Genomic DNA, 18108 nt, shown 5'->3' on the forward strand with positions numbered 1-18108 from the left:
TCGGGAGATTAAGCACGTTGAATGTGTGCTTTTGTTTCATGAGTCATTTGTAATTAACGTACTTCCTCTTGTTGAGGGAGATCTTGTTGTCTTAGTTTTTCGTTTTTCAGCGTACGGTTAAGCAGTTGACTGTAAATTGGCTGCCCACCTAACATTTGAGCAATGATTACCGCACCTAAGCAGGTGATGATCAACGGCAGGATCAGGTAGTAGTTATTGGTCATTTCGATAACCAACAGTATGCCAGTGATAGGCGCTCGCACGGTGGCGGCAAATAATGCTCCCATGCCAGCAATTGCAAACATACCCGGTTCAATATTCAGTTCGGGAAAGAATGCCGCTGCGATAAGCCCGAACGCATAACCAAAGAGTGTTCCTAGCGCAAGCATTGGTGCAAAGATACCGCCTGGCGCACCAGAGCCGAAACAAAGCAGGGTAGTGAGGACTCGGCCTAAGAAAATCAACAACAACACATTGGCGCTGTAGCTGCCATTCGTGATGTTCGGGATGATACCAATACCACCACCAGTTAATTCAGGTATATAAAGGAGCAACAAGCCAAAGCAACCGCCAAGTAGGGTGCCTGTCATCAAGTAGCGTTTACGGTCATTCTTGTGGATCGCCACAAACAGGTCTTGGGAAAGCGTAATCAGTTTATTGAAAATCACACCAAACAGGCCGAACAACACACCTAATAATAAGAATAACCAAAGTGCGTCGAGTTCAGGCGGCTGGTACTGAGGCATTGTGATAACGGCAGATTGGCCATTGATAGAACGAAATACAATGTTGGCTGAAACTGCTGAGATGATGACAGCTTTGATTGATATGAGTGAGTAGCGAAACTGTGGTCTCATCTCCTCAACCACAAACATGATTCCTGCCAGTGGTGCGTTAAATGCGGCGGCTAAGCCACCAGCGGCACCTGAAGCCAACAGTGAGTGGCGAGTGTCATCGTCTTTGACTCGAAAGATATCGGTGACCATGCGACCAATACTGCCGCCCATTTGAACGGTTGGTCCTTCTCGACCTAAAACCATACCAGAGCCTAATGCGCCCATACCGCCAAAGAATTTTACTGGCAATACTCTCCACCATCGAACAGGGCGCATACCGTCCATCGCACCTTCAATTTCGGGGATGCCTGAGCCTGCAGCCTCTGGAGCAAAGCGGTGAACGAGGAAGTAACCAATAAAGGCAAATGCAGCACTAATAAGGAAAGCGGCCAACCAAAGGGGTAAATAGCTACCGATTTCATCTTTAAGCCAATCGGTACGAGTTTCTGTGATGAAATGAACCGCGACTTCGAAATAGGTACCCACTACACCCGCAAGTACACCCACAATACAAGAAAGAAAGAGAACTGAAGCTGGGGTCTTATCTCTTGAGAGAAATTGATTAATAGCATCCCTTGGCATTTTTGCTAATAAGGACTGCTTAATTTTCTCTCTTGTGGTCATAGAAATAAGTTTCCTGAATGAGTTAAGGCGGGGTTGCATTAAATTATACGCTTCCTCCGCATATCCTATAGCAACAAAGATGAAAAGTTGAATTTCATTTATGGAATGTACGTGTTACATAAATGGAATCTATGGTCAATAGTGGAATCACCGTCACAATTTTGAACGATTCTCTGGCGGCGGCTTGAATATCCCCAAAAATGAACCATATTTAAATCGTAAAGCAACATAACGAACCGCAAGGAGAAGTGAGGTTTTACACACAATTTGGATGGATTCAGAAACAAAGTTTTAGTTCCTCGTTAAATGTTCAGGTCGATATTTAAGGCTTCCTGATTCGCGAACTCACGATTGAGTAACGAGGGTGAGGCGTACTGAGTAAGTACGCCTTTAGTTCGTCTGGAGCATCCCATTTCCACATTCTGCCTCTACTGTTTATCTCTTCTGATTATTTTCGCGCCAACCTCTATTAACGAATCTCAGTGTAAACAATCGATTGGGGTCAACTTTTTGGTGATTGAGTATATACTCCCTTAAAAAGGAGAACTGATATGACTAAAAAAGTTCCTACGAACATCATTACGGGTTTCTTGGGTGTTGGTAAAACGACAGCCATCTTGAACCTGCTAAAAAATAAACCTGAGAATGAAAACTGGGCTGTTCTGGTTAATGAGTTCGGGGAAATCGGTATTGACGGTGCATTAATGACAGATCAAGGCGCTTTGATTAAAGAAGTGCCGGGTGGCTGTATGTGTTGTACTGCGGGCGTGCCTATGTCAGTGGGTATTAATGCCTTACTTCGCCAAAAGCCAGACCGTTTATTGATTGAGCCGACAGGGCTTGGTCACCCTAAACAGGTTATAGCGACACTGACTTCCGATCAGTACACACCATATGTCGATTTAAAAGCGACGCTTGGTTTGGTTGACCCACGAAATCTGTCTAATGAAAAGTACACCTCGAATCAGAATTTTAATGATCAACTAAATAGTGCAGATGTGATTCTTGGTACTAAGGTTGACCTTGTTCATTCTGAAGACATCGATGTGTTCAATGATTGGGTGACGGATCAAACGCCAGCAAAAGTCTTCCATAAGCTAATTCACGATGGTGAAGTGCCATTGGAAGTGTTAGACATTGAAAGAGTATACGGCAATGCTTCATCTCATATTGAAGCGCATCATCACGATCACGCTGAACAAGAGCCTCAATTCCAACTTCCTCCTGGTGAAGCTTTCATCCGTAAAGAGAATAAAGGACAGGGCTATTTCAGTTGTGGTTGGTTGTTTGGCGCAGAGCATAAGTTCGACTTCGATGCGCTATTCTCTATGTTGTCAGATCTAACGGCCGAGCGTGTAAAAGCTGTCGTGAACACCGACCAAGGTTGCTACGCATTCAATGTGGCGAATCAAGTCGTGTCTGTGAACGAAATTACGCTTGATGGCTTTGAATCTCGACTGGAAGTGATCGACTCGCAGCTCATGCCATGGGGCGATCTCGAGCAGATTCTACTCAAGCTGTGTGGCATCAAATAGCCCTGTTTTTGCTGTTTGAACCAAGGATCTTGGTGTTTACCTCGTTGAAGGCGGGATAAACACCAGATTAAATGAGAAAGTTTGCGTTATATCACGATAAATGTGAGATAAATCACTCTAATTACTTTATAGTGCTCGGCTGAAATAAGAATGTAGGCTGTCTGCTTAAGGAACCCGTAACAATGTCATTTTCCTCTCAAGGTTTTGCTCCTGAATTAGTCAAAGCGTTGACTGAGTGTGGTTATGAAAAACTCACTCCAATTCAACAAAAAGCGATTCCAATGGCTCGTAAAGGCCATGATATTTTTGCTACTGCTCAAACCGGTACGGGTAAAACAGCGGCATTTTCATTGCCTGTTATTCAGCACCTTTTGAACAGCGGTAAAAAGGCGTCTAGAGGAACGGCTCGCGGCCTTATTCTTGCTCCAACTCGTGAGCTTGCTGCGCAGATCGCTCAAAACATTAAAGACTACGTTAAATACACAGATCTAAGTGTTTCTGCGGTTTACGGTGGTAACAAGATGTCTTCACAAGTTCGTCAACTAGAACTGGGTGTGGATATTTTGGTTGCAACACCTGGCCGTTTAGAAGAGCACTTAGAAGCGGGTAACGTGTCTATTGCTAACCTAGAATTTCTAGTATTTGATGAAGCTGACCGTATCCTTGATATGGGCTTTATCAATGCCGTTCGTAAGATCATGTTGGATGTAGAAACATCACCGCAAATCATGATGTTCTCTGCAACGACTTCTACTCAGTTAAACCAACTGTCTGTTGATATTCTGCGTAAACCAAAACGTATTAGTGTTGAGCGCGAAAACTCAACGGCTGCTACTGTCGGCCACGTGGTTTACCCAGTGGATCAAGAGCGTAAAACAGAACTGCTTTCTGAGCTGATTGGTCGTAAAAACTGGCGCCAAGTGCTTGTTTTTGTTAACTACAAAGAAACAGCGAACGATGTAGTTAAAGAGCTTAAGCTAGACGGCATTAAAGCAGTACTGTGTCACGGTGATAAAGCGCAAAGTGCTCGTCGTCGTGCTCTAGACGATTTTAAAGAAGGTAAAGCGCGTGTAATGGTAGCAACCGACGTTGCGGCTCGTGGTCTTGATATCGAAGACTTACCACACGTAATTAACTACGACATGCCTTTCCTAGCAGAAGACTATGTTCACCGTATTGGCCGTACAGGTCGTGCAGGTAAGCAAGGTCACGCTGTCTCTTTCGTTAACCGCGAAGAAGAGCTGACTGTCGTTCAAGTTGAAAAACTGATTCAACAGCGCATTCGTCGTGTTGAACAACCGGGTTATGAACCGAAGAAACGTGATGCTTACATCGAGAAGCTGAACACTAAATCGGCTTACAAAAACCGTCAGGGTCGTAAGAACAACGCGAACGAAGAGCCACAAGATCAAGCAAGCGCTGAACGTCGTTTGACTATGATGAAGCGAATTAAAAACCGTCGTAAGTAATTACGGTTGGTGATTGAAAAGAGCCACTGTTATGTGGCTCTTTTTGTTTGTATTGATCGCAATATTGTTTATTGTCATTACTGCTTCGTTTCAACCTCGCTTCATTTCAAGCCCGATCAAGAAACAAGAACTAATAAATAAAAACAAGTCGATAAGGTAATAATATGGATAGCGCACTACTTTGGGCTTTTATTCCCACGTTTTTCTTCGTGTCAATCACGCCCGGTATGTGTATGACTTTGGCGTTGACACTTGGAATGAGTGTTGGATACAAGCGTACATTATGGATGATGATCGGTGAACTGGCTGGTGTCGCTGTGGTTTCTATTGCCGCGGTATTGGGTATCGCTTCGATCATGTTGAATTACCCATGGCTATTTACGGGCTTTAAATTTGTTGGTGCGGGTTACCTGTTTTATTTAGGCGTTCAGATGTGGCGTTCGAGAGGCAAACTGGCGATCAGTACTGACAACCAAACAACAAAAGTCAGCAATGATTGGGACTTGGTGGTTCAAGGTTTTGTCACTGCAATTGCGAACCCAAAAGGCTGGGCGTTTATGATTTCTTTGCTGCCTCCTTTTATTAACAGCAATAAAGACTTAGCACCGCAGTTGTTCATTCTCGTGTCAATCATTCTGGTTTCTGAGTTTGTTTGCATGACCTTATACGCGACAGGCGGAAAGAGCTTAAAGCATATGCTGGGCAAAGCCGACAATGTTAAGTTGATGAACCGCATTGCAGGTACGTTGATGATGGGCGTTGGTGTTTGGTTGTTCGTGAGCTAATTCTGGTTAGCCTACAACGAGCAGAGATCCCCGACTCAGTCGTTCCTCCTTCTCGAGGGTGACGCGTACGTGGGATGATGACGACTTAGGATTACGGTGAGTTTTGAAAATTCGGATTCTTACTTAAACCGAAGAATGCATAGAATATAAAAAGAGCGATAGGGCATTTGGCCTTATCGCTCTTTTTGATTTTACTTAGCTAGCGAACAGAGACTAGATAACAGAAATGTTTCTGATCTTAGCCTGCGTTGTATATTTAAACCGCGATTTCACCGCCGTCTTCTCGACGAATCACAACCGTAGATGCTCTTGGGCGGACTTTGCCTTGAGTTTGTGCGGTTGCATCTTCAGACGATGGCCAGTTTGCCGGGTGTTGAATGTTCACAAACAGTGACTTGAAATCTGGGCTGATGGTAAAGCCAGTCACTTCACAACCGTTTGGACCCACAAAGAAGCGTTTAAGCTGTGCTTGGTTGTTTGCATCAATCACCGCACTGTTGCCGTTGTCATCCGTTAACTGAGATGGAACCACTGCCAGCATTTGGTCATTGGTGTAGCCAGTTACTTCGTCTGCGCCGTTATCTGTCTGAATCCACAAGATGCCACGAGCATCAAACGCTAAGCCGTCAGGGCTCGCGAACTGGTTCATGTCTGTTAGACCAGAGCGGTTAATAGACTTGTCTTCCACTGCTGGTGAACCAAATACGAAGATATCCCAATCGAACTCGCCTGCCGTTTTGCCTTCATCCCAACGGATAACATGACCGAACTTGTTGTCTACGCGAGGGTTCGCAGAGTTCGCTTCTTTACGCTTGTTGTTATTAGTCAGCGTTAGGTAAGCCGTACCCGTCATTGGGTCAACAGAGCACCATTCAGGGCGATCCATTGGCGTTGCACCAACAAGGTCGGCAGCGCCCGCTGTATTGATGATAAGCGCTGCTTGAGAGTCAAATGAATCACCTAGCTTGCCGCCGTTTGTAGTCTTGCTGCCCAACGTTAGTGGTAGCCACGTACCTGAACCGTCATCGTTGAACTTAGCCACATACAGCGTGCCTTTATCCATGTACTTGTCACCCGCACTTAGGCGATTACTCGGCTCTGCGTCACGCGGGTCCCATTTCTCTTCAGAAACGAATTTGTATAGGTATTCAAAACGAGAATCGTGACCAGAGTAGAATACGATCGGCTCGCCTTCGGTCAACTTACCAAACGTACAGCCTTCGTGACGGAAACAACCCAGTGCAGAACGTTTCTTAGCGCGAGAGTTTGCTGTGTATGGGTCTATTTCAACAATGTAGCCGTGACCGTGTGCTTCGTTACGGTAATCGTCCATTGCTGACTCACCTGTTGGTGTTACGTCAAAGCGAGCAAATTCGTCTAGGCGTTCTTGTTTGTTACCTGAAAGCGTGTCCCAACCGTAACGTGTTTTGTCAGTAGCGATACCAATACGTTCTTGCGCTGGTGTTGTCTCGCCTTTGTTAACGAAATAACCCGGCCAGTTTTCTTCACACGTTAGGTAAGTGCCCCATGGTGTGTAGCCATTACCACAGTTGTTCAACGTGCCACGAGCTTGGCTGCCGTCTTGTGAGAACTTGGTTTTGGTAAATTCACTGTGAGCAACAGGACCAGACAGATCCATTACGGTCGCGCCTGTGTAGCGGCGGTTAAGTGGATCGTTATCGACCATCACCCATTGGTTGCCTTCAAGTTTTACACGAACCACACTCACGCCGTGTGCGTTGATCTCTTTACGTACTTCATCAAGGCTAGGGCGGTTGCCTTCATCGTATGTAGGACCATTAGCGTGCAGTGCTTTTTGGTCGATGTATTCGTGATTAATCACCAACAAACCGTCGTTGCTGTTGCCATTAAGCGGGAAGAAGTGCATGCCGTCGTGGTGCATGCCCAGTGAGTTTGCTTGATCTTGTGCGTTGTTGGTTCCATCTTTTAACCAAGCATTGCCTTGCTTGTTAAGTGGAGTACCCCAAGGAACCAATACTTGTGCTGTATAGCCTTTTGGCACAACGACACTGTCTGTCAGTGAGCCTTTAACCGATTCGAATGCAAGTGTAGCAGTGCTTTTTTGCGGTGCGCTAGATGATGCTGTCGCCGCGTGCGCTGTGCTGTGGCCTGCTAAACCAAAAGCACCAAACGCCGTCATTGCACTGATGCCTAAACCGCCTTTGAGAACATTTCTTCTTGAAAGGTTCGCATCTAAAACTTCTTCGAAGGGTTTGTTTTTGCTCTTATTAAAACGAGTGCTATCAAATGTTTCCTTGCTCATCTTTACTGCTTCCTATTGGCTGATTTTATTATTCGTTATTCATGACTTACCCACCTACTAACTAATTGGTTAATAAGTTGGGTCAATGTGTGACTAATCGTGAAGCAGTTAAGTGACAGATTTTTATAGATTTGATTAAGGTTTTGTTTCTGTAGCACGATTTTTGCCATTAACACCCTTGTGTAATACAAAACTCTTGGGGATTGATGTGGAACTGTGTATAAATGCTTTATCAAACGAAAAGAGAGGCAGTTATGAAATTAGATAAAATCGAAAACAAAAATCGTCGCCTACGCAAAAAGCTATACCTAGGTGAATTCGCGATTCTGGGTTTTGAAGTAAGCTGCAAGACATCGATTACTGATTTTGATCAATACGATGTGTTCATTGATGAGTTCATTGATTTCATCGACAGCATCGGTCTGTGCTTTGGTGGCGGCGGCCTTGAGCTGTTTGAAGGTTTCTTATGCTCAATTGAGCGCTACCGTTCAGTAACAGAAGCAGAACAACTGCAAGTTGCTCAATGGCTTGAAGCTCGTGCTGAAGTAAGCAAAGTGGAAGTTAGCGAACTGATTGACGCAAACTACGCGTTCTAATTTGATGTTGTGTTGTTAGCTCGATTGAAAGGCCAAATACGGCTTAGGAAAGAGTAACAACAGTACGCTAGAATAAAGGCCGAATCGTTAAATCGATTCGGTCTTTTTGCGTTTTATTCGTTCCATTTCTATTCTTTATCTTCTTTTCTATCCCTTCTGACGTAAATGATAAATTGATATTTTTCGATTAAATATTAGTACTTTATCGCTATTTTTATTTGCAGTAATAAGTTTGGATAAACTTGTGAGAGTTTTATGAGAATTCAATGAAGTTGCTGATAGATTTGATCGTCATTCTTAGAGTCAACAACACCACAGTTCGTTCTGGCAAAGGTAACGGTATATCGCTGTTATTCGTTTTGTTGGCAACGATAGGACTCGATAAAGGATGGAATCAAAATGAATAAACGTACTCAAATCAGCTTAGTGATCAGCTCGGCTATGTTGGCCTTCGGAGCGGCTCAAGTTCAGGCTGCTGAGCTTGAAGTCACTGTCACTAATGCAACGAAAGGGATCTACTTTACGCCTATCTTAGCGGCGGCTCATGACTCAAGCTTGTTCATGTTTAGAACGGGTGAAACGGCTTCTTCGGAACTAGAGTCCATGGCCGAAGGTGGCGATATTTCAGGTTTATCTGGTGTCATTGCCAACGCGGGAGGCGTGGTGGTTGAGAACCCAGCGGCCGGCATCCTCAATCCAGGCGTCGCAACTACGTTTGATATCAGTACTGGTGATTTAGAGTACCTATCATTGGGTGCAATGTTGCTGCCGACAAACGACGGCTTTGTTGGTCTAGATAGCTGGAAGATCCCAACTCAAGCGGGCACCTACAAAGCGACTCTAAATGGTTATGACGCAGGCACAGAAGCCAATGATGAGCTGGCGGGCAGTATGCCGAACCCTCCATTCATTACCTTTGGCGCTGGTGGCACAGGTGTAGAAACGGCAGTATCAAACGCTAAGGTTCATATTCATCCAGGTAACATTGGTGATGGTGATGCGGCGGGCGGCATCAGTGACCTCGATGGTTAAACCCTGTTGCAACTATCACCATTGTTGTGAAGTAAGGGGGATGTATGAAAGCTAGAATTCTATTTATCGCTGCATCAGTAGCTGTGTTAGCGGGTTGTCCGGACGATGACGACGATTACTATCGCTATGATGTGAGTGTTACTAACCTCACCCCCAATCAACCAATGTCACCACTCGCGGTGTTGACTCACAATACGAATTTTGATCTGTTTGAAGTTGGGCAAAGTGCCTCTGTCGATCTGGAATACTTGGCGGAAGGGGGTAGTAATGCACAATTGCTTGCGCTCAGTGACAGTGACGCCAATGTTTATCAAGGCATCTCAGGCAATGGACTGATTCTTTCAGGTGAGCAAGACACGGTGTCGATTCGTGTCGACCCAAATCAAGAAGGGTATATCTCAGTTGCTTCCATGTTGGTGAACACCAATGATGCGTTTGTCGGCGAATCCGGATTATCACTCAAGTCATTAGCGGTGGGTGATACCTTTACCATGAACATGAATGTTTGGGATTCTGGAACTGAGCTGAACGATGAGCTTGCTGCAACCATTCCGGGACCAGCAGGCGGTGGTGAAGGTTTTAATACCACACGAGACGACACCGATGTAGTGAGTTTCCACTCTGGCGTAATTAGCCAAGATGACGGCCTTACGACTTCTACTTTAAGTGCCAATCATCGTTTCCTTAACCCCGGAGCAAGAATCACCATTACTCGAACTGAGTAACAGGGTCAAAGTACGATGAAAGAATTCCTGCTCTGTTCCGGTCAATTGAAAGGTGGGCAGACTCAGAATAGAGCAGGGATAATGAACAGTGCTGCGGTAAATTTGATGGCAAACATATTGTTAGTTGAAGACGATGATGACTTGGCTGAACTGGTGCAGATGCATCTTAAGTTCCAAGGGCATAACGTAATCAGAGCTAATGTGATTGAAAAGGCTCAGGCGCTCTATAAAGAGGGTCATTTCGATTTGATCGTACTGGATCGTGGCTTACCAGACGGTGACGGACTCGATTTCTGTCGAATGTTGCGTCAGCAAGAGGATTGGACGCCAGTACTCATGCTAACCGCAAGAGACGCTGAGTTAGATAAGGTGTCAGGCTTAGAAGCCGGTGTTGATGACTACATAACGAAACCTTTCAGCGTTCTCGAGTTTCAAGCAAGAGTGAGGAACGTGCTTCGCCGTTTAAGCCATGTCGAATCAGCGACTCAAGAGGTTGTGACAGCAGAATCGATTATGAATTTTGGTGTGCTCACTATTCAACCTGAACGCCATCAGGTGTCACTCAATAACCAAGACGTACCGCTGACAGCTACCGAGTTTACCTTACTTCATTTCTTAGCAACCCGCCCGGGGCGTGTGTATAGCAAAGACGAGCTGCTCGATCATGTTTGGAATACTCATCACTCTGGCTATCACCATACCGTGTGTAGCACAGTCAACCGTCTAAGAACCAAGCTTGCGATGCCGAATAGTGATGATGATTTCATTAAAACCGTTTGGGGTGTTGGTTATAAGTTTGAGTCGAAAGCTTAGGCCTATGTGTCGCGTCCGAAGTTTACTAAAAGGCCAGTAAGACCTAAGAGCCATCGAGGAGAGAACATGAGTTTCAAATCGCGTTTAGTGTTGTTCACCAGTTTGTGGTTTCTGCTCGTGAGTGTGGTGATTGCTTATACCTATAATTGGCAAAAAGAGACCATAGAACAAAGAACTAAGCAGAGCTTACACAAAGAGCTCGCGGTTCATATGCGCGATGATAACCCTCTGATGATAGGGACTGACTACAACCCCAAAGCCCTTAAATCCATATTTCATACCTTGATGTTGATTGGTCCCGATTTCGACATTTATTTTCTCGACAGCCAAGGAAATATCACGACGCACGCTGCGCCAGAAGGCACTGTGTTGGCAAGCCAGATAGACTTAGCACCCATTAGACAATTTTTAAATGACGAGCCTTATCCGATTCTTGGCGAAGACCCTATCAATCCTGATTCTCGTAAGGTGTTTTCCGTTGCTGCGATTGAAGAGTTGGGTTCAACAGTTGGGTATCTGTATGTGTTGATTGGCAGTAATCGCCATACCGTGATTGCTAATTCGCAAGTCGACACACCTTATATGGCGCTAGCAGGACTTATGCTGATCTCTATCTTAGGTTTTGCGATTGGGGCTTACCTGCTCGTGAAGCGCAGCCTCTTAAACCCTATCGAAGAAGTTACAAACAAGCTGCAACAACAAGCAGAGCAAGATTTTCGATTGGACCCGAACTTCATTCATCAAGTACCAGAATTGGTGCCGATTGCACGCTCGTATCAGTTGATGGCGAAGCACATTCAACAGCAATTTTTGCAACTTGAATATCAGTCGTCACACCGCAGACAAAGCTTATTACAGCTCAGTCATGATTTGAAAACGCCATTGTCGAGTGTATTGGGGTATCTAGAAACGTGGAGGATTCAAAACCCACATTCGGATCCACTCATAGATGTGGCATATCGCAATGGCAACAAGTTATCTGAACAGCTCCATTCGCTGTTAGATAGCGCCAAGAAAGATAACCCGGTACCCACATATCAATACGCTTCAATCGATTTCAATGGGCTGATGAGCGAATGCTTAGAAACGATACAAAGCAAATATCGCCATAAAAATGTTGAGTTGAACATTAATATGCCTATTGGAATCAAGGCTGTGGGTGACAGTGATCTGCTTGAGAGGTTGATTTTGAATCTGTTAGATAATGCATTGAGGCATAGCCCAAGTGGCACTGTGGTGTCGTTAGATGTTGGTTTTGAAGCGGATTCCAAACGGGTGAAGGTGGTGATTCATAATGAGGTTGAACTGGAAGCGCCGAATGGTTCTTTGGGAATAGGAACCAAGATCGCGCAGTCGATACTGATGTTGCATCACAGTGTGCTAGAAACAACAAAGGCAGAGAACTCCTTTCAGCAAAGCTTTTACTTGCCTTCGGTATAGCTCTATCTGCCTTCGATTTAGCTTGATGTGTACTTACGTAGAAGTAACGTTAAGCGTCTTTTCTGTCTTCGTTACCTTCGTTCACTTTCGCGTAGAAGTGAAGTAGCTCAGTTAATTCTTTAACCCAGCCAAACGCATCTTTAGGTGCGTTCTTTAAGATCTTTTCTACTTTCTCACAGTGCACTTCGATTGCGATTGCTTCTTCAAGGTTGAAAGAAATTGAGTAGAAGTGCCAAAGCAGTAGGCGAGTCATTCGCTCGATGTTCTGTTGCGAGTTATCCGACTCTGAGAAGGCTAGGTTTACTTCACCAAGCGCGATAGCTGTCATTCGAAGCATTGCGTCAAATTTCGCTGATTGCATGCGTTCTTCGCTGGTGACTTCTTCTTGCTCGAACGTAAACAATTCCGTCATTGCATCTTCAGGTACAAGGCGATGAATCATTCTTAAACTAAATTCTTCTAGTTCATGGCGAGGCATGGTGATTAAGCAATTTAAGGTGTAGTCGCGTTGCATGGTGTTCTCTTGGATCTGCAAAAAGGTCGGACAGTTTAATGGAGAAGCGAGTTTAGAAAAAGCAGATTTTAGATAAGCCTGCGTTGGCAGGCTTATCTGTGTACTACAAGCCCTAAAATCGATGCTTAGGGGAACTGTATTTAGGTTTGAACGCAGTATCAGGCTTTGCTATGGCTTGGCGGTTGGTACTGCATCGACTGGTCGTTTCTCATGAATATGTTGCTCGCGACCAAACTGCCGATGCAAATAGAACCAAGGGCGAGCCAAGTCATCGCATCAGGATTCTCGTTGAATAGTGGGATCGCCAACAAGGTCGCCACTGCGGGTGTTGCACTGCCAAAAGCGGCAGAGCGTTCAGCCCCTAAGGTATTAACCGCATAAAGGTAAGTGAACGCAGCGATTAAACCCGCCCCAACGCCTTGCACTGTTGAATGAACGGCAAGCTCCGTGAAGGGCCAATTAGCGATTGGTGTGTCCATTAGGTGGCTTGGGAGGGTTCCAGTCAGGATTAGGACGAGTAAAAGCAAAGTAGAACAGAGAGAAATAAAACCGGCACTGACTAACGCATTAAGATTAGCGACACGGGCTGAGATGGTGAACATCGCCCACATTAAGCTTCCGCATAAAAACAACAAATGACCTTTGGTGTATTCGAAGTTGAAGCTGCTTAAGCTACTCCCTAAAAACAACAGTATGCCGAGCAAAACCAAACCTAAACCAACAACACGATGTCGGCTGAGTGGCTGCTTAAAAAAGAGTACCGCAATTCCTGTAACGAACAGAGGAAGCGTGCCCGGAACAAGAGCACTGCCATGAGATACCGGAACAAACTGCATGGCCGTTCCGGCAACAAGCAGATAAGGTAATCCGCTACCTACGAACATACCCGTTAGATACCGTTTAGGGACGACGGCAATTGCGCTGCGTGCTTTCCACATCAAAGGCAATAACACCAAAGCCGGTATGAGAAATCTTGTGAGAGCGATATCGGCAGGGGTTAAATCTGAATTTGCGCCGCCTTTAAGAGAAAGAAAAAAGCTCGCCCAAATGAGTAGGGTGACAGTAATAGATAAGTAGCCAAGATTCATAATATAGAAGGAGAGTGGGTGATGACTCATTATGGAACAGTTGGTGTGCCACAGGTTGGCAAGTTTTGGCTAAACTTGAACTATCGTTGATGATTTCTGCTAATATTCACCAAATAATTAACGGATTTAACTAATGTTTGGCATTTACTATGGATAGAATTGATAGGCATCTTCTCGAACTGCTACAAAAAGATGGCAGGTTAACCACGGCTGAACTTGCTGATGAAGTGGGTTTATCACCTTCGCCTTGTGCAAGACGAGTCAAAAGGCTAGAAGAAAAGGGCATTATTGACGGTTATCGTGTGAGCTTGTCACGAGAACAAGTCGGCATCGCAATGAGTGTGTTTGTTGAGGTGAGCCTAAACAACCACCAAGAAGTGTCGATAGATAAGTTTGAGGCGGCTGTTGTAGAGATGGAAGAGGTGATCAGTTGCCACGTTGTATCTGGGGCTTATGACTATTTGCTAGAAGTGGTTAGCCCGAACTTGATGGCCTACGAGGCATTTACAAGAAAACTTCAAAGGCTCTCTAACGTGAAAGATATTCATACCCACCTTGCGATAAGACAAGTAAAAGGCAATGCACCACTGCCAATTTATACCGATTAAGCCAAACTCTGAGCAGTAACACGAAGGCAGAATGAGCTGAAAACGAAATGGTTTACTCCTGAAGTAGAAGCGCGGTCAATATCAAAAATCATCCATTAAGTGTCAGGCTTCAGGCAATAAAAAACGGAGCACCTCGTGAAAGGTACTCCGTATATGATAGGTGCAAAACTTAGTGATACTTAAAGTTAGAGATTGAACAATCCCCAGTTTGTGCATTAATTCTGAATGAAAAAGCATGTGAATGATAATCCACGCCGTCATTCCAAATTGTCTCTCCAAATATCTTACATAGCTCTAGCTCACTTACTGAACCGAACTCTTCCATGTGTTTAGCTACAGATAAAAGTTTACCTCTTATCTCTGCAGTCCATTCCGTGTTACTCAAGCAGTTGAAAGCCATAGTCTTTTGCATATTACCTAGCCCAAATGTTTCTTGTTATTAAGTTATATGAAGATTCATGATAACAATTTTCTGGGGTTTGTAAATCTATTTTGTGATGAATATCTCACATACTCGCTTGCATTGGTCGGAAATTGAACTTCATTGTTGATAGATAGCACATTACTTTTACAACCTATTGATAAAGCTTTGATTAACGAGTTCTTAGAATATTATGAATGGGATTGAGCATATTTATCGGAAAAGTCCAGTCGAACGAGTGAGAGAATCTAATGGTGATTTCAGTTTGATGCATCGTTTGCTGGTTGGTTTATGTGGCGCGCTTCATCAATCATCGTCGCTTCTCTGCGGTATTTTGAAGACAGCTGACGGAATTTTTCACTGAGTGTATGGAGATCTCGGGAGAGTGATTGTGAGCTTTGTACGTGCACCTTTGCGCTTTCTGCCTGGCGCGGGAGTCTTGCTTTGGTGCAGTGTTTGGCGACGGCTTGCCATGAATACGCTAGAGAGTCAGCGCCTTCAAGTTCACTAGACACAACATACGCCTGTTGTAGCAAAACCTCGGAGACGTCATACGCGGTATTCATATGACTATTGAGCTGCACATTAAACCTTTCTTCATACTTTGCCCAAAGCTCAATGATCTGCTTTTCATTAAAGTGTTTAGATAACAATGTCTGTGACTCATAGGTTGAAAGAACTTGGTTGAACTCTTTGGTGTACTGATTATAGCGACCTTCAAAAGAGAGCTGACGATCCAACAGTGTTTGCCAGTTTTCACGGTCACAATGATTCGCTAGAGCGACATTGGCACTAAAAGTTGCGCTTACAATGATAACTTTCCCCCAAAAACTCATGACTTTCCTCTACTTACCGTGCGCTCTATTGAGAGTATAGATGAGCAGCAGCATGAGTTGATGTACACTTGAGACATACCTATAACGGAAGAGCTGGTGGATTTGATGAAAAAAGCGCTGATCGCTTTACTTGTGTTGTTGATATTGGGCGGAGGGGGAGGAGCGGCATACTACTTCTTAGTCATGAATAAAGACCCAATCCCACAAGAGAAAACGGAAGAGCCGGCGTTAGAAGCTACCGAGCAATCTGAATCTGACCTTGTACCCATCATGGATCTTCAGCCTGAACCCGAGCAGACGGAATTTTACGTTTTGGAGAGAAAGCTTGAAGTGGTCGAGCAACCTGAAATTGATGGCTTGATAACAGATTACCTCTATAAAGGGGAAAAGGTGGTGGTACTCGAGAAACAAGGCGAATGGGCACGCATCTCAGACTATATAGTCCTTAAAGAAGGCGGCCCACAGACGGCGGAATGGGTCTCTATGTCAGGCTTATCGAATGATGAAGTCATTATTTCGGAAAAAGAAAGCAAAGAGATATTGGATTCCTATTTGGTTAAGTCTGATGACCTCAAGCTCCATCAAGAAAAATTCCGTAATTCGGTGGCTAAACTGATCTCTGAGGGGGAGTGTGCCCCAAGTGATTTTGAAGAATTAGGCGGATGGGTGAAATCTGTTAAGTACAGCAATCGAGATGTCTATTTTATTTATTGCGGCGGACTGTCTCTTGAAAATAAAATTTATTTAGATGTAAATACAAACGAAATATTTACGAAGTAAAAATCGCCCCATTTTAAGTGTTGGACGTATTAATATTCTTTAGGGTTACCGTTCATAAGTAAAATTTTTGAAATCTTACTTTATCGCAGAGTGGGCTTCTTTATTGGCACCTCATTATATTTAATCCGATATAAGCAGTATCTGGCTATTCCGTTTAAACAATGGGTCTACAGTTTTTATGGTATGAGAGTATTGTTGTCGGGATTCCGTAAAGCAGGTGCTGCCGATTCTTGATAAGGAAGATGTCGATAAAGAGAACGTCGATCCAGAAGCTTCGGAAAACCAAGCTTAACGTTTTGCCTCTTACTTAACAGTAGGAATACCTTAACAGTCGAAATACGAAGCACCAGACAATAAAAAAAGCCACTGAAATCAGTGGCTTTTTCGTATCAACTCATATCAGAATTATCTGGTAGAAGTTGATGGAATCTCGATTGTTAATCGATTTCTTTGTCTTTACCCATAGATAAAATCCAAAGAGATACGGCTGCAACACCTGCAAAGCCACCAAGAATGATAACTGGCATAGCGCTGTAACCTAGGATGTGCCAAATTACGCTTTCTAAAGTACTCATTCAATCGCTCCTTATTGCCAGCCTTCAACGCCGTGCATGTCTGGTAGTTTGTGTGCAATACCTTTGTGACAGTCTACACACGTTTTTTCACCAGAAGCTAGCGCAGTCGAGTGTTGTTTCGCACTACGGGGGCTCTGCTCTGAGAAGTCCATGTAATCGAACTGGTGACAGTTACGACACTCAAGTGAATCGTTCTTCTTCAATCGAGCCCATTCGCGTTCCGCTAGGTGAGCACGACGTGCTTTGAACTTTTCTTCAGTATTGATGGTTTTCGCAATAAAGTGTGCGTATAGCTCTTTAGATGCTTGAACCTTACGAACAATTTTATCTGTCCATTCATGAGGAACGTGACAGTCTGAACAGATAGCACGAACACCAGAACGGTTAGAGTAGTGAATTGTCTCTTGGATTTCAGCAACGATAGGTGCGTGACAGCCAGAACAGAATTCTTCCGTGTTGGTTGCCTCCATACCCGTGTTGAATGCACCCCAGAACAAAAGACCACCCGAGAAACCCAAGAACAAAACAACGCCTACGGCTGCTTTGCTTGGTGTCGCAAGTCTTTTCCAAAACGCTTTAAGTAATTTTATCATATATAGCCTCTCTTACAGTCCGGCTACGATTAACGCAGTGAATCTACAGGTTTGAACTCGTTCTCAACTAGTGGCTTAGCATTAGCTTGAGGTACGTGACACTGTAGACAGAAGTAACGACGAGGTGATACGTCTGCAAGTACCGCATCTTCACGGTTCATGTAGTGAGTTACACTCACTTTAGTAGCACCCATTTCTTTTGCGTTTTTCCAGCTGTGGCAAGAAAGACACTTGTTAGCGTTAAGAGAAACTTCATAGCTACGAATAGTATGAGGCACTAGAGGTGGTTGGTATACGTAGTCACTCTCAAGTACTTGGTCACGAGGGAACTTTTTGAAGTCATCTGCTGCGCGAGTTGCTTCAAGTTCACTTGCACCACGTAGAGATTCTACGCCACCAATGCCGCCTGGGTTATCCAGTTCAGCTTCAGCTTGAACTGCACCAGCTAGCAAAAGACCAGCTGATAGTAGGGCAGTAATCAGTTTTTTCATGGTTAATTTCTCCGCCTAAAGGCTAATTCTTTGAGTGGACTACTTCTTTCAAAAAGTAACGAA

The 18108-nt window shown here is 44.4% G+C and carries 19 protein-coding genes and 1 pseudogene; 11 read left to right on the plus strand and 9 right to left on the minus strand.

Translation table 11 applies throughout. The annotated features are described in order from the left end of the window. Window positions 1-53: 53 nt before the first annotated feature. The gene (gene clcA, locus AB6D06_RS12330; RefSeq protein WP_372110341.1) at window positions 54-1460 is read right to left on the minus strand and encodes a H(+)/Cl(-) exchange transporter ClcA; all 1407 of its coding nucleotides are present in this window, start codon (window positions 1458-1460) and stop codon (window positions 54-56) included. A 551-nt stretch (window positions 1461-2011) separates the two neighbouring features. On the opposite strand from clcA, the gene AB6D06_RS12335 reads away from it, so the two are divergent. The 3 genes from AB6D06_RS12335 (at window position 2012) to AB6D06_RS12345 (ending at window position 5249) form a co-directional block, all read left to right on the plus strand. Next, window positions 2012-2995, plus strand: a complete 984-nt coding sequence (locus AB6D06_RS12335) for a GTP-binding protein (protein WP_372110343.1) — start codon at window positions 2012-2014, stop codon at window positions 2993-2995. 182 nt (window positions 2996-3177) lie between these two features. After that, the gene (locus tag AB6D06_RS12340; RefSeq protein WP_017062632.1) at window positions 3178-4464 is read left to right on the plus strand and encodes a DEAD/DEAH box helicase; all 1287 of its coding nucleotides are present in this window, start codon (window positions 3178-3180) and stop codon (window positions 4462-4464) included. Between the two features lie 164 nt (window positions 4465-4628). Further along, window positions 4629-5249 carry a LysE family translocator gene (locus AB6D06_RS12345; protein ID WP_017064486.1) on the plus strand — a complete coding sequence of 207 codons (621 nt, stop codon included), beginning with the start codon at window positions 4629-4631 and terminating at the stop codon, window positions 5247-5249. Between the two features lie 256 nt (window positions 5250-5505). Here the strand turns inward: AB6D06_RS12345 and AB6D06_RS12350 are convergent, their stop codons facing one another. Further along, entirely contained in the window at window positions 5506-7533 is a 2028-nt protein-coding gene (locus AB6D06_RS12350) for a PhoX family phosphatase (RefSeq protein ID WP_102428558.1), read from the minus strand. 254 nt (window positions 7534-7787) lie between these two features. Here AB6D06_RS12350 and AB6D06_RS12355 point away from each other — a divergent pair, with 254 nt between their 5' ends. From AB6D06_RS12355 to AB6D06_RS12380, 6 genes and pseudogenes are all read left to right on the plus strand, one after another. Then, window positions 7788-8129: a YggL family protein gene (locus AB6D06_RS12355; protein WP_017062629.1), complete on the plus strand. Its 342-nt coding sequence runs from the start codon at window positions 7788-7790 to the stop codon at window positions 8127-8129. A gap of 266 nt (window positions 8130-8395) precedes the next feature. Further along, complete coding sequence (locus AB6D06_RS12360; RefSeq protein ID WP_017067451.1) at window positions 8396-8536, plus strand: hypothetical protein; 141 nt, start codon at window positions 8396-8398, stop codon at window positions 8534-8536. Continuing rightward, window positions 8529-9196, plus strand: a pseudogene (locus AB6D06_RS12365) (spondin domain-containing protein). The gene AB6D06_RS12360 and the pseudogene AB6D06_RS12365 overlap by 8 nt, the downstream one beginning before the upstream one ends. A gap of 9 nt (window positions 9197-9205) precedes the next feature. Beyond that, window positions 9206-9886, plus strand: coding sequence for a spondin domain-containing protein (locus AB6D06_RS12370; protein ID WP_017062627.1), 681 nt, complete (start codon window positions 9206-9208; stop codon window positions 9884-9886). An 81-nt stretch (window positions 9887-9967) separates the two neighbouring features. Continuing rightward, window positions 9968-10699 (plus strand): response regulator transcription factor, encoded by a 732-nt coding sequence (locus tag AB6D06_RS12375; protein WP_017067448.1) that lies wholly within the window; start codon window positions 9968-9970, stop codon window positions 10697-10699. A gap of 66 nt (window positions 10700-10765) precedes the next feature. After that, a complete protein-coding gene (locus tag AB6D06_RS12380) occupies window positions 10766-12139 on the plus strand; it encodes a HAMP domain-containing sensor histidine kinase (RefSeq protein WP_017062625.1) in 1374 nt (457 codons plus the stop codon). Between the two features lie 49 nt (window positions 12140-12188). On the opposite strand, the gene AB6D06_RS12385 is transcribed toward AB6D06_RS12380, so the two are convergent. Continuing rightward, the gene (locus tag AB6D06_RS12385) at window positions 12189-12653 is read right to left on the minus strand and encodes a hypothetical protein (RefSeq protein WP_017064489.1); all 465 of its coding nucleotides are present in this window, start codon (window positions 12651-12653) and stop codon (window positions 12189-12191) included. Between the two features lie 158 nt (window positions 12654-12811). After that, window positions 12812-13741, minus strand: coding sequence for a DMT family transporter (locus AB6D06_RS12390; RefSeq protein WP_372110376.1), 930 nt, complete (start codon window positions 13739-13741; stop codon window positions 12812-12814). Window positions 13742-13890: 149 nt separating this feature from the next. Here AB6D06_RS12390 and AB6D06_RS12395 point away from each other — a divergent pair, with 149 nt between their 5' ends. Then, the gene (locus AB6D06_RS12395) at window positions 13891-14349 is read left to right on the plus strand and encodes an Lrp/AsnC family transcriptional regulator (protein WP_017062622.1); all 459 of its coding nucleotides are present in this window, start codon (window positions 13891-13893) and stop codon (window positions 14347-14349) included. A 169-nt stretch (window positions 14350-14518) separates the two neighbouring features. Here the strand turns inward: AB6D06_RS12395 and AB6D06_RS12400 are convergent, their stop codons facing one another. Continuing rightward, window positions 14519-14761, minus strand: a complete 243-nt coding sequence (locus tag AB6D06_RS12400) for a hypothetical protein (RefSeq protein WP_017062621.1) — start codon at window positions 14759-14761, stop codon at window positions 14519-14521. A 269-nt stretch (window positions 14762-15030) separates the two neighbouring features. Next, the gene (locus AB6D06_RS12405) at window positions 15031-15606 is read right to left on the minus strand and encodes a hypothetical protein (RefSeq protein WP_136979883.1); all 576 of its coding nucleotides are present in this window, start codon (window positions 15604-15606) and stop codon (window positions 15031-15033) included. A gap of 96 nt (window positions 15607-15702) precedes the next feature. On the opposite strand from AB6D06_RS12405, the gene AB6D06_RS12410 reads away from it, so the two are divergent. Continuing rightward, complete coding sequence (locus tag AB6D06_RS12410; protein WP_372110347.1) at window positions 15703-16386, plus strand: SH3 domain-containing protein; 684 nt, start codon at window positions 15703-15705, stop codon at window positions 16384-16386. A 437-nt stretch (window positions 16387-16823) separates the two neighbouring features. Here AB6D06_RS12410 and AB6D06_RS12415 read toward each other — a convergent pair whose 3' ends face one another. The 3 genes from AB6D06_RS12415 to AB6D06_RS12425 are packed head-to-tail and all read right to left on the minus strand — an operon-like array spanning window position 16824 to window position 18045. Then, complete coding sequence (locus AB6D06_RS12415) at window positions 16824-16961, minus strand: TIGR02808 family protein (protein ID WP_010430103.1); 138 nt, start codon at window positions 16959-16961, stop codon at window positions 16824-16826. 11 nt (window positions 16962-16972) lie between these two features. Next, window positions 16973-17554 (minus strand): NapC/NirT family cytochrome c, encoded by a 582-nt coding sequence (locus AB6D06_RS12420; protein ID WP_009845456.1) that lies wholly within the window; start codon window positions 17552-17554, stop codon window positions 16973-16975. 29 nt (window positions 17555-17583) lie between these two features. Next, window positions 17584-18045: a nitrate reductase cytochrome c-type subunit gene (locus tag AB6D06_RS12425; RefSeq protein WP_017062614.1), complete on the minus strand. Its 462-nt coding sequence runs from the start codon at window positions 18043-18045 to the stop codon at window positions 17584-17586. Window positions 18046-18108 lie beyond the last annotated feature (63 nt).

It is taken from the genome of Vibrio sp. 10N.239.311.G01 (genome assembly GCF_041465805.1).
Taxonomy (GTDB): Bacteria; Pseudomonadota; Gammaproteobacteria; order Enterobacterales; family Vibrionaceae; genus Vibrio; species Vibrio crassostreae_C.